The organism is Paracoccus alkanivorans, from assembly GCF_003697785.1.
Lineage (GTDB): Bacteria > Pseudomonadota > Alphaproteobacteria > Rhodobacterales > Rhodobacteraceae > Paracoccus > Paracoccus alkanivorans.
The window spans coordinates 339,517-350,961 of record NZ_QOKZ01000001.1 but is presented as its reverse complement, the minus strand read 5'-3'; the positions used below and the strand labels follow the sequence as shown (position 1 = coordinate 350,961).

Annotated in this window: 15 protein-coding genes; all 15 read left to right on the top strand. The window is 63.1% G+C overall.

Annotation, left to right across the window (positions count from 1 at the left end; translation table 11 throughout):
- Position 1 precedes the first annotated feature (1 nt).
- The 15 genes from C9E81_RS01755 to C9E81_RS01685 are packed head-to-tail and all read left to right on the top strand — an operon-like array spanning position 2 to position 11,431.
- A complete protein-coding gene (locus C9E81_RS01755) occupies positions 2-673 on the top strand; it encodes an HK97 family phage prohead protease (RefSeq protein ID WP_122110591.1) in 672 nt (223 codons plus the stop codon).
- A 32-nt stretch (positions 674-705) separates the two neighbouring features.
- Positions 706-1,920 carry a phage major capsid protein gene (locus C9E81_RS01750; protein WP_122110590.1) on the top strand — a complete coding sequence of 405 codons (1,215 nt, stop codon included), beginning with the start codon at positions 706-708 and terminating at the stop codon, positions 1,918-1,920.
- A gap of 59 nt (positions 1,921-1,979) precedes the next feature.
- Positions 1,980-2,189: a hypothetical protein gene (locus C9E81_RS01745; protein ID WP_122110589.1), complete on the top strand. Its 210-nt coding sequence runs from the start codon at positions 1,980-1,982 to the stop codon at positions 2,187-2,189.
- On the top strand, positions 2,186-2,725 hold the full coding sequence (locus tag C9E81_RS01740) for a head-tail connector protein (protein WP_122110588.1): 540 nt from the start codon (positions 2,186-2,188) through the stop codon (positions 2,723-2,725). The genes C9E81_RS01745 and C9E81_RS01740 overlap by 4 nt, the downstream gene beginning before the upstream one ends.
- The gene (locus tag C9E81_RS01735) at positions 2,725-3,066 is read left to right on the top strand and encodes a head-tail adaptor protein (RefSeq protein ID WP_122110587.1); all 342 of its coding nucleotides are present in this window, start codon (positions 2,725-2,727) and stop codon (positions 3,064-3,066) included. Before C9E81_RS01740 ends, C9E81_RS01735 begins: the two co-directional genes overlap by 1 nt.
- Complete coding sequence (locus tag C9E81_RS01730; RefSeq protein ID WP_122110586.1) at positions 3,056-3,583, top strand: HK97-gp10 family putative phage morphogenesis protein; 528 nt, start codon at positions 3,056-3,058, stop codon at positions 3,581-3,583. Before C9E81_RS01735 ends, C9E81_RS01730 begins: the two co-directional genes overlap by 11 nt.
- Before the next feature lie 2 nt (positions 3,584-3,585).
- Positions 3,586-3,972, top strand: a complete 387-nt coding sequence (locus tag C9E81_RS01725; RefSeq protein WP_122110585.1) for a DUF3168 domain-containing protein — start codon at positions 3,586-3,588, stop codon at positions 3,970-3,972.
- Positions 3,969-4,403, top strand: coding sequence for a phage tail tube protein (locus C9E81_RS01720; protein ID WP_122110584.1), 435 nt, complete (start codon positions 3,969-3,971; stop codon positions 4,401-4,403). Before C9E81_RS01725 ends, C9E81_RS01720 begins: the two co-directional genes overlap by 4 nt.
- A complete protein-coding gene (locus tag C9E81_RS01715) occupies positions 4,403-4,741 on the top strand; it encodes a GTA-gp10 family protein (protein ID WP_122110583.1) in 339 nt (112 codons plus the stop codon). The genes C9E81_RS01720 and C9E81_RS01715 overlap by 1 nt, the downstream gene beginning before the upstream one ends.
- Positions 4,742-4,752: 11 nt before the next feature.
- Positions 4,753-5,049: a hypothetical protein gene (locus tag C9E81_RS01710; protein ID WP_122110582.1), complete on the top strand. Its 297-nt coding sequence runs from the start codon at positions 4,753-4,755 to the stop codon at positions 5,047-5,049.
- A 10-nt stretch (positions 5,050-5,059) separates the two neighbouring features.
- The gene (locus C9E81_RS01705) at positions 5,060-7,657 is read left to right on the top strand and encodes a phage tail tape measure protein (RefSeq protein WP_166461787.1); all 2,598 of its coding nucleotides are present in this window, start codon (positions 5,060-5,062) and stop codon (positions 7,655-7,657) included.
- Positions 7,657-8,331 carry a hypothetical protein gene (locus C9E81_RS01700; protein WP_122110580.1) on the top strand — a complete coding sequence of 225 codons (675 nt, stop codon included), beginning with the start codon at positions 7,657-7,659 and terminating at the stop codon, positions 8,329-8,331. The genes C9E81_RS01705 and C9E81_RS01700 overlap by 1 nt, the downstream gene beginning before the upstream one ends.
- Positions 8,331-8,936, top strand: a complete 606-nt coding sequence (locus C9E81_RS01695; protein ID WP_122110579.1) for a hypothetical protein — start codon at positions 8,331-8,333, stop codon at positions 8,934-8,936. Before C9E81_RS01700 ends, C9E81_RS01695 begins: the two co-directional genes overlap by 1 nt.
- Before the next feature lie 2 nt (positions 8,937-8,938).
- Complete coding sequence (locus C9E81_RS01690) at positions 8,939-9,319, top strand: hypothetical protein (RefSeq protein ID WP_122110578.1); 381 nt, start codon at positions 8,939-8,941, stop codon at positions 9,317-9,319.
- Positions 9,320-11,431 carry a phage tail protein gene (locus C9E81_RS01685; protein WP_122110577.1) on the top strand — a complete coding sequence of 704 codons (2,112 nt, stop codon included), beginning with the start codon at positions 9,320-9,322 and terminating at the stop codon, positions 11,429-11,431.
- Positions 11,432-11,445: the final 14 nt, after the last annotated feature.

The window sequence follows — 11,445 nt, the reverse complement described above, 5'->3', positions numbered from 1 at the left end:
AATGAAGATCAAGCAGGGTGCAGCGCTTCTCGACATCAAGGCGCTGAGCGACAAGGGGCAGTTCGAGGGTTACGCCAGCACATTCGGTGGCGAACCCGACAGCTATGGTGATGTCATCGCGCCCGGGGCATTCTCTGACAGCCTGGCAGAACATGCGACCAAGGGCACCATGCCCAAGATGTTCTGGCAACATGATCCGCGCGAGCCGATCGGCCGTTGGACCATGGCGGTCGAAGATGGCAAGGGCCTCATGGTCACCGGCCAGCTCAACATGGGTGTGCAGCGTGCCCGCGAGGCTTACGAATTGCTGAAATCCGGCGACATCGACGGGTTGTCGATCGGTTATCGCATCCAGGGCTACGAGGTCGATGAGGATCGCGACATCTGGACGCTGACCAAGCTGGACCTGCGCGAGGTGTCGATCGTCAGCATCGGCGCGAATGAGAACGCCACCATCGCCGCGGTCAAATCCGAGCGGCGGGTTCATGAAGCAACGGAAAAGCTCCGGGCCGGGGATCGGCTGACGGAGCGGGAGTTCGAGACATTGCTGAAGGGGGCCTTCGGTTTTTCGAACTCGCAGGCGGAGCGTGCCGTGCGGCTCCACCTGAAAGGTCAGGGGGAACCTGACAACGCGGCAAACGGGCTTGCATTCCTGCAGGCTCTCTCGGGCTGACGCCCTTCATCTCGAAAATCTGGAGGTTCCCCATGTCGGAACAGAAATCGGCTCAGCAGCTGGCCGAGGAATTCAAGGCTGCGCAGGACGAGGCGGTGAACAAGGTCAAGGCCATCGCCGACGAGGCACTTGGCAAGGCGCAGGCCGGAGAAAAGCTGACCGATCAGCTCAAGCAGGATGCCGATGAGGCCCTTGTCAAAATGAACGAGCTCAGCGGCCAGGTGACCGAACTGGCCCAGAAGATGGCCCGATCGGGTGGTGACGAAGCTGCCGAGGTGATGTCGCTCGGCGCACGTTTCGTCGAAAGCGAAGGGTTCAAATCCTGGGCCGATGGCCGCCCGCGCCAGGGCAAGGCCGATCTTGCCGTCAAGGCCACGATCACTACCTCGACCACGAATGCGCCAGGCTCTGTCGGCGCCGCGACGGATCGGACCCGGTTGCCCGGCATCCAGGAACTGCCTCGCCAGCGTCTGGTCGTTCGCGACCTGATTTCGCAGGGGCGCATCGATACTGCCGCGCTGGAATATATCCGCGAAGTCGGCTTCACCAATAACGCGGCGCCGGTTGCCGAAGGGGTGAAAAAGCCGGGATCGGATATCCAGCTTGACCTGGTCTCGACCTCCGCGAAGGTCATCGCGCATTGGATGAAGGTGTCGAAACAGGCATTGAGCGATGTGTCGCAGCTGCGCTCGCATATCGACAACCGGCTTCTCTTCGGCCTGGCTTATGTGGAAGAGCAGCAACTGCTTCATGGTGATGGCACCGGGCAAAACCTGCACGGGATCATTCCGCAGGCGACGGCTTATGCTCCTCCCGTGGGTGTGCCGACGGAAGGCCTGACGATCATCGATACCCTGCGCATCGCGGCGCTGCAGGCTGTCCTGGCCGAATATCCGGCAACCGGGCATGTGCTTAATCCCATCGACTGGGCGGCGATCGAGCTGACCAAGGACGAAATCGGCCGTCACATCATCGGCCAGCCCCAGGGCAATGCCCCCTCCAGCCTCTGGCGCCTGCCGGTGGTCGAGACACCGGCCATCATTCAGGGCAAGTTCCTGACCGGTGCGTTCCAGATGGGGGCCGAGGTCTTCGACCTCTGGGATTCCCGTGTCGAGGCGGGCTTCGAGAATGACGATTTCACCAGGAACCTGCTGACGCTCCTGGCCGAAGAGCGCATCGCCCTGGCCGTCTACCGGCCGGAAGCCTTCATCTACGGCGATCTCGCGCCCGTCGTTCCGGCTCCGTAAGGCGGAATGCGATTACCAGGAGGGCGGCGCTGCCGCCCTTCTTCATTCTGGAGGTTCCCATGAAATCCTATCTCGTGAAACGTGAACATATCGGCGACAGGCCCTATAGAACCGGCGACACGCGCAGGGCCGATCCGGCGCTAGTCGGGCACCTGGTCAGATCCGGCGTGCTGGCCGAGGCGAAAGGGGAGGCCAAGAGGCAAGACAAGGCTGCGCCGCCGCCGCAGAACAAGGCAGAGCGGACGCCACAGAACAAGGCCAATCAATGAGCCTGACCCGGGTCACAGCGCCTTCCGAGAACCTGGTGCCGCTCGATGCGCTGAAACATCATCTCCGCGTCGACGGGAGCGAGGATGACGACTACATCGGTGCCCTCTACGCGGCGGCGATGGCGCATATAGACGGCCCGCGCGGTGTGCTTGGGCGCTGCATCCAGCCGCAGGAATGGCAGATCATACTGCCCGCAGGCTCGACCGTATTGCGATATCGTTTGCCGCTCTTCGGAATCAGCAACATTTCTACCGAATGGTTGAATGCCGACGGCACGTCAGAGCCGGCAGATATCACGATAGATTGTACCGATCCGTGGTTCGTGATCTCGGTCCCCGGTACGCTTGAACGTGACCTGGCGGTCAAGATGTCCGCCGAAACTTCGGAGGATTCCTGGGGTGCGATCCGGATGGCGGTCATGCTGCTGGTCGGACATTGGTATCTGCATCGCGAGGCGGTTGCGGACATCTCGGCTGCAGCCTTGCCATTCTCGGTGGAACGGCTGCTCACACCGCTCAAGGTCTGGCGGGTCTGATGCGCGCCGGGGATCTCGATCGCCGCGTGCAGTTCCGGCGAGATTTTGGGTCTGTTGGACCGCTCGGCCAGACTGAAGACTGGCAAGATCATGGTACGCCAATATGGGCGAGGCGGCGTGACATGAGCGATCGGGATCGTGAGACCGCGATCGCAGGGTCGATATATGCGGAGATCGCGTCACGCTTCGTTGTTCGTTCGACCCAATTTACACGAAACATCACCGCGAAAGATCGCCTGGTCGAGGGTGGGCGCGAGTTTCGGATCACCGGCATCAAGGAAATCGGCCGGTGCGATGGGCTAGAAATCACCGCAATCGCGAGGGTGGATCATGGCACGTGACAGTCTCAGGATCGCCGGCCTGCGTGAGCTGCAGCGCAATCTTGAACGCATCGAGAAAACCTCGACCCGCAAGGCCGTGCTGCGCCGCTCCCTGAAGAAGGCGGCGCAACCCATGGCCGATCTCGCCGAGCAATATGCACCAGTCCTCAGCGGCGATCTGTCCGAGGGGATCAGGATCGGCACGCAGGTAGTCAACGAGGCAGGCAGGGCGGCCTACGCACGGACGATGCGCGAGGGCGGCGACAAGGCCGGTGCGGTCTCCGCGATGCGAGATGCGCGCCGGGCAGCCAAAGCCAGTGGTCAGGCATCTGACGTGCAGCTCTACCTCGGGCCGTCGAAGGATTCCTTCTACGGCAAGTTCCAGGAGTTCGGCACCGTGCATCATGCGCCCGATCCGTTCTTGCGCCCTGCCTTCGATCGCGAAGCGCAACCGACCGTCGAGCGCCTCAAGCCGATCCTCTGGGAGGAGATCGAGAAATCCGTTGCACGTGTCGCCGCCAGGAAGACCGGAGGCTGATCATGATGGAAGAGGATTTCTGGACGCTGCTGACAGGTTCAGCGGCGATTGTCGCCGTCATACCCTCCAGCTCCATTGTCTGGGGGGCCTGGCCGCAGGGTCAGGCCTGGCCGGGCATCGTGCTGAATATCGTCGAGAACATCGACGGCCTGACCTATGCCGGCCCCGATGGTTTCTGGCAGGGGCGTGTCCAGGTGGATTGCTACGCGGAAACCTATCCGGTGGCCAAGCAACTTGCCCGATCCGCCCTGTCTGTCCTGTCCGGTCACAGGGGTGGGGCGTTCCGAGGGATTTTCCTCGCAAGCACCCGGGATCACCGGGAGGATGGGGCGAGCGATCGCCCCTTTCGTATTTCCATGGACTTCATGACGCATTGGAGAGCGCAATGAGTGAAGCTGATCTGGGGTATGGCCTGACCCTCGAAATCAAGGCCACGGCAGATGCCGCAGGTTTTACGGAATTGGCCGAGGTCTATTCCTTCACCCCGCCCGAAGTCAGCATCGACCAGGTCGATGTGACCCATTTCAAATCGCCGAACCGGCGGCGGGAATTCATTCCGGCGCTCTCGGATAACGGGACCGCTTCGGCCGAGATGAATTATGTGCCCGGCTCGGCAACCGATCTGCTGATCGAGGGGCTGATCGGCTCGGGCGATGTCGTCGATGCCCAGGCAACCTATGCCAATGGTACGGTCGTGACCTTCACCTGTTCGGTCTCGGGTTACAGCAAGGGGATCCCGGTCGATGACCGGATGACCGCAACGCTGGAGCTGAAGGTCACTGGCGAAATCACCGTCACGCCTGCGCCGGTGGTGCCCTGATGGCGAACGCATATAGGGGCGAGGTCGCACTCGAATACGAGGGCGAGACCTACACCATGGTGCTGGATTTCAATGCCATGTGTGAATTCGAGGATCTGACCGGCACGCGCTGGCAGGATATGGAAGCCGTCATGGAGAATGGCGAGGCGCGCATGAATGATCTTCGTGCGTTGATGCTGGCCTGCCTGCGCGATCGTCATCCGGATATGGATGCGCGCATGGCGGGGCGGATCTTCAGCCAAAATATCGATGCGTTCCAGCGTGCCGTCACTGCCGCGAATCCGGAGGCGGACGCGGGAAACGCCAACCGCCCGGCACGTCGGACCGGGCGAAAGTAAGCATCCTCGATATGTATAGCGACTACGTGTCCGCCGGGTTTGACCCAGTGGGCTTCTGGTCGCTGACGCCGCGCCTTTACCTGGCCCAGATGAAGGGAGCGAATGCCCGCATCGAGCGCGAGGCCCGGGAGGCCGCATGGCACGCCTGGCATGTTGCCGCGTTCACCCGGGCCCGGAAACTGCCAAAGCTCGACAAGATCCTGAAACCGGCAGCCAAGACGCGGCGGACAAAAGTGAACTGGCAGGACCAGGCCGGCATGTGGGCCGCCTATGCGGCCCGTCGCGCCCGGAAACCGTCCCGATCGTAAAGGAGAGATCATGCCGTCATCGATCATCGGCGCGCTGCGCGTCAATCTCGGTCTCGACATGTCCGAGTTCCAGGCCGGATTGCGGACGGCATCGAACAGCCTGCGCAATGTCGGCCGCGACATGCAGCGGATCGGGCAGGACCTGTCCCTGAAAGTCTCGGCGCCGATCGCGGGCTTCGGTGCGCTCGCAGTGCGCACCGCGGGGAACTTCGAGGCCTCGATGAACCGTGTCGGCGCGGTGACTGGCGCAACCGAGAAACAGATGGCGGCACTGGCGGCACAGGCCAAGCAGCTCGGCGCCACCACCCAGTTCAGCGCCTCGCAGGCCGCTGATGCGATCGAGGTGCTGGCCAAGAATGGCCTGTCTGTCGCCGATATCATGGGCGGTGCGCTGGAATCCTCGCTGATGCTGGCGGCGGCGTCCGGCACCGATCTGGCCAATGCCGGGGACATCGCCACGGATGTGATGCTGCAATTCGGCAAGGCGGCAGGCGATCTCGCCCCGGTGGTGGACGGGATCACCGGGGTTCTCTCGGCCTCGAAATTCGGCATCGACGATTACCGCCTGGCGCTCGCCCAGGCTGGCGGTGTTGCGGGCGGCCTCGGCGTCGAGTTCGAGGATTTCAACGCCGCGCTCGCGGCCACCTCCTCGCTCTTCGCCAGCGGCTCGGATGCGGGAACATCCTTCAAGACCTTCCTGCAACGGCTTGCCCCGCAAAGCGCGCCTGCCGCAGACGCCATGCGGGAACTCGGCCTCGAGTTCTTCGATGCCGAGGGCAACATGAAATCCATGGCCGAGGTCGCGCAGGAGCTGCAGGATGGCCTCGCAGGCTTGTCGGATGAGGCAAAGACCGATGCGCTGACCAAGATATTCGGCCAGGATGCCCTGCGTACGGCGATCGGCCTGGCGCAGCAGGGTGCCGATGGCATCAATGAGTTGAAGGTGGCGATCGACGAGGCCTCGGCCACTGAACAGGCCGAGGCCCGGATGAAGGGCTTCAATGGCGAGATGCGGAAACTCGCCTCGGCCTTCGAGGCGCTGCAGCTCGCCATCGCCGAAAGCGGCTTGCTGCAATTCGTGACCGATATTGTGCAGAAGCTGGCCGAGCTGGTTTCGCAGCTGTCGCAGGCCAATCCCGCCCTGCTGAAATGGGGCACGGTCCTCGCCGGTGCTGCCGCAGCTGTCGGTCCCGTCCTGATCGGCTTCGGTCTCATGACCACGGCCATTGCGCCGCTGATCAAGGTGATGGGCGGGCTGGTGACGGTCATGCGCGCGGTGTCGCTTGCGTTTCTCGCCAACCCGATCGGGCTTGCCGCTGCCGCCATCGCCGGTGCCGCCGTGCTGATCTGGCAGAACTGGGAGAAGGTTGGCCCGTGGTTCAGCGATCTCTTTGCCAGCCTCGGCAGTATTTTCAGCGGCTTCTCCGACCTGGTAGGCGGTATCGTCACCGGTGACATGTCGCTGGCGGTCAGCGGGCTGAAGACGCTTTGGGGCGGGCTGAGAACATATTACCAGACACTCTGGGACGGGATCTCCGGGATCTTCGCCGCTGCCTGGGAGAATGCCATCAAGCCGATCACCGATGCGCTCGGTTTGACAGATGAAATCACGGCAGCCTGGCGCATGGTGCAGACGGTCCTGGAGGCGGTTCTCGATGCCGTCGCCGCCAAGTTCCAGTCGGCCTGGAACACCATCAAGCCGATCATCGACAAGCTCAAATCCGGCTATGACCAGGCCAACCAGTTCCTGAACCGGGCTACCGGTGCCAACAAGGGGCCGATCAGCAGCGGCTATGATCCCTCGACCGATCCCGGCGATGCCGGGCTGATGCTGCCGCCAACCAGCGGTCACATGGTCGAGGGGCTGGCGGCGGGCACCTCGGGCGCAGCAGACCAGGGCCGCGCCGATGCCGAAGCATATTCGGAGGGTTGGCGCGAGGGCATGGGCATCCGTTCCCCCTCCCGCGTCATGCAGGAGATCGGGCAATATATCACGCAGGGCCTGCAAAGCGGGATCATCACTGGCTCGACGGGCGTCCGGGCCGCATCCGACAACCTTGGCCAGGGCATCAAGGACAATATCCTGACCCATTTCAGCGGCATCACGCAGGGCGCGCGCAGCCTGTCGGATGTCTTCGACAACATCAAGACATCCTTCGCCAACATGCTCTCGGATATGGGGTCGCGGCTGTTCGCAAGCGGGCTGAGCGGGCTTCTCGGCTCGCTTTTCGGTGGGGGAGATCCGCTGACATCGGCTCTGCGCGGAATCGGATTGCCCGCCATTCCCGGCTTCGCGAATGGCGTGACGGATTTCGGGGGCGGGCTGGCGCGCATCAATGAGCGTGGCGGTGAGCTGGTGAACCTGCCCGGCGGCAGCACGGTCATCCCGCATGACCTGTCGCGGAGAATGCTGAACGATATCGGGAACGGGCAGACCGAGGCCGGGCAGATGGATCTGCGCGTCTTCGTGGACCAGGACGGGAACTGGCAGGCGCGTGTCGAGCAGATCAGCAAGGGCGTGGCCACGGGCGAGATACGCCGCGCAGCACCCGCGATCCTGTCGCAGGTGCCCAAGGCCATGGAAGAATATCGGATGAAAAGGGGTTGATGATGGAGGTCACCTTTCCCCATCTGCAACTCTTCAAGGAAGTCCAGTTCTTCCCGGTCGGCATGTCGCTTGATCCGCAGCGCTCGATCAGTGGCGCGGAGACCGTGGTACCGACGCTGCGCGGACATTGGATGGCATCGGCAAGTTTCCAGCTTGTCGGCGAGGCCGATACGCTGGAATGGCGGTCTTTCCTGGCCCAGATGGAAGGGCGGATCGGCACCACGCTGGTGCCGGCACTTTCCCGCTTCCGTCCGAAGGACCGCGATGGCCATCCGCTGCCGTTCGGCGATGCGGCCGGCCTGGCCCATGCGCAGACCTGGGAGCATTTCGGGTTCCAGAACACCAATATCGAGCGGATGACCGTGGCGGCAAACGCGCCGCTGCGGGCCATGCAGATCGATGTCACCCTGGGCGACACCACCGGTATCCGTCCCGGTCAGGATTTCAGCATCGGGGATCGCTTGCACCGGGTGCAGGCACATTGGCAGCCCGACGCCAATACGCATCGCATCATGTTTACGCCGGCGCTGCGTGAGGCGGTCGCGGCAGGGACAAAGGTCGAGATCGAGAAGCCGGTCTGCCGGATGCGGTTTGCCACCGAGCAGGAGGGGGCATTTGCCGAGAGCCGTGAGATCGGAACTATCGTGACCTGCAATTTCGTGGAGGCGATCTGATGGGCGCGCGCGAGGACTTGCTGGCGATCCCCGACGAGTTCCTGCGTCATGGCCGGATTGGGCATGCGGCCCTGGTCCATATGGACTTCCTCGATGCCCCGAAGCGCTGGTGGACGGGCTATGGCGACCTGGAGGTAGGAGGCTTCACATGGCAGGGGCTCGGGGACCTGATCAGCATCAGCCCGATTGAAACCTCCTATGAGGTTTCTGCACAGGATGTCACATTCGAACTGGCTGCTACGCCGGAAATGCTGGCGCTTGCACTGGCTGCCAAATCCCGCGTTCGCGACCGCAGCGTCACGATCAGCTGCGAGCTCTTCGCGATGGAGGATGTGAGCGTCGGCCCGAATGATATCCAGCGCGGGCAGCCCGTCGCCAGCCCGTTCTCGATGTTCTCCGGCACCATGCAGCGGATGCCATGGAAGGCGGAAGGGCCGAACAGCCGCACGATCCAGCTGGAATGTCATGGCCTGTTCCTTCGTCGCAATGCCGCCGCGCTCGGGCTGTGGAACGATTCGGATCAGAAGGCCCGCTATTTCGGCGACAAGGGTTTCGAACGCCTGCCCATCTACGCCAATGACTACGAGACGCGATGGAGAGGTTAAGATTGGCCGGCGCAGCCGATGTGCTGCGCGTCGTGGACATGATCGAGGAACTGCGCGCGGCCGTCAACGGCCCGGTTCCGGTCGATCGGAGCTGGACAGCCCGGACCGTCGTCGGGCTGATCGCCGATCCCGACGGCGCGGTATGGGTTTCGGGCGGCGGCTTCATCGCCGGGCATATCCATCCGACGATCATCAACCCGGCGCCGGTGGCCTTCGAGATGGGCTGGTATGCCTCGGACGGATCGGGGCTGCGCCTGTTGCGGGTCTTTGAAAAATGGGCGGCTGAGCGGGGCGCGACCGCGGTGCAGCTCTCGACCGGGGCAGGTGGGCTGGACCTCGCGCGCCTAGGATACCGGCTGACCGAACAGGCATGGGTGAAATAGATGGCGATATTCACGCTGATCAGTACCTTCGTTCTTCCGGGCGCGGGGGCATTCTCCCTGTTCGGATTGTCGCCTGCCGTCACCAACGCGATCTTCACGATCGGCCGCAGCGCGCTGTGGTCACTGGCTGGCGCGGCCCTGAACCAGCCGGACATCCCCCGGCAAAAGGTCATGGCCACGCTCAGCCAGACGGACGGGGCGCGCATCCGCGCCTATGGCCGGAACCTCCTCGGCGGGCAGCGGGCGTTCTTCGAGGCCAGCGGCGGCCGCTTGCACCAGGTCGTCGTGGTCCATCACGGTCAGGTCAGCGGGTTGATCGATATCTGGGTCGATGGTGAGAAGGTCGAGACCGGGGCGACACCGGCAATCGTGGATGGCGGCGGCAGGATCAACCGCTATTTGACGGTCTATTTCCGGGACGGCTCCGGCAATGGCGGGGATTATGCCGGGGTCTACAATACCGGTGACAGCGGCAATGACCTGGACTGGGGCGATCTGACCGAGGTCTTTCCGGATCTATGGACACCGCAGCATCGCCTCGAAGGACAGGCGACCTATTACGCGGTGTTGGGCGATCCGGCGGATGAGGATTTCCAGGAGTATTTTCCGAAAGGGCCGCATACCAATGTCCAGGTCGAGGTCTTGGGATCAGTCGTCTCGGACCTGTCCGGAACACCGGTCTATTCCGAAAATGCCGGGCTCTGCATCCGGGATCTGCTGACGCATGCAGATGGCTGGAACATTCCCGCCGCGCGTCTGAACAGTGCCAGCTGGGCGAGTTTCGCAGCGCTTTGCGATGAAGCCGTGCCACTGGCATCCGGTGGAACCGAGCCGAGATATCGCATGGGCGGCTATTACAGCCTGACGGAACCATTGAAGGATGTCACCGCCAGGATGCTGGCGACCTGTGATGGCCAGGTTTACGAGGATGCCGATGGCAATATCGGCATCCTCGGCGGTGCCTGGTCCGAGCCAGACGTGACCATCACGGCAGAGGATATCCTGTCGATCGAGATGGATGACGGCTTCGATCCGCGCAAGAGCTATAACGTCCTGAAGGGATCATTCACCAGTCCGGACCATGCCTATCAGTCGACACCGGTCGAGGAAATCAGGGACGAAGCCGCCTTGCTCACGCAGGAGCGGCGGGTGGATTCACTCCCCCTCGATATGTGCCCCTCGGGCACGCAGCTGCAGCGCCTGATGAAGATCAAGTTCGCCAAGGACCGCCGCACCCATGTCGGCACCATGCGCACCAACCTGGTCGGGTTGAAGGCGCGCTTCCCGAAGGGCGACGGTATTCACACGATCCGGGTGCAGGCGGCGGATGAATTCGGCCTCGATGGCGTCTTCGAGGTGACCTCGCACAGTTTCTCGATCCCGGATGGGTTCTGCGAGATCGGGATCGCCAGCATCGACAATCCCTATCCCTGGGATGCCGCGACCGAGGAAAAGCCTCTGCCGCCCGGGGTGAATGATCTGGGCAAGCCCGATCATCTGCCCCCGCCCATGGATGGCATCACGCTCACCCAGGAAAGCGTCAGGCTCACCTCCGGCGTCACCGGCGTGCGCATCGTGCTGCGGGTCAATGATCCCGGGCGCGATGACCTGGAACTGCGCGCGCAGGTGGCCGAGGGTGTGCAATCAGCGCAGGACCCCAATGCCGGATGGGCCGAGATGTCGGTTGCCGGATACCGGGCACAGACTGGCATTCTCGATGACGGGCAGACCTATACCGTCCGGCTGCGCTGGAAGCGGAAAATCTTCCAGCCGGGTTCGGATTGGGGTCTGGCAGGCACCCTGACCGTCACCGCCAATCCGACACCACCGGCGCCGCCGTCGCAATTCGGCGCGATGGTCACCGGCAGCGATGTCTACCTGGACTGGATCAACCCGGCGGCGGATTTCTACCGCACGCGGATTTACCGCAACACGGTCAGCGATTTCGGCACGGCCATCGTCGTCGAGCCGAATGTGGCCGGCCTGGAAGGGCAGCCGGCGAATTACACCGATGAGGGTCTGGCACCCGGCACCTATTACTACTGGGCCACCACGGTGAACCCGTCTTCGGTGGAATCCACGCCGGCCGGACCGGAAACCGTCACCATCTGACACTGCCCCAAAAC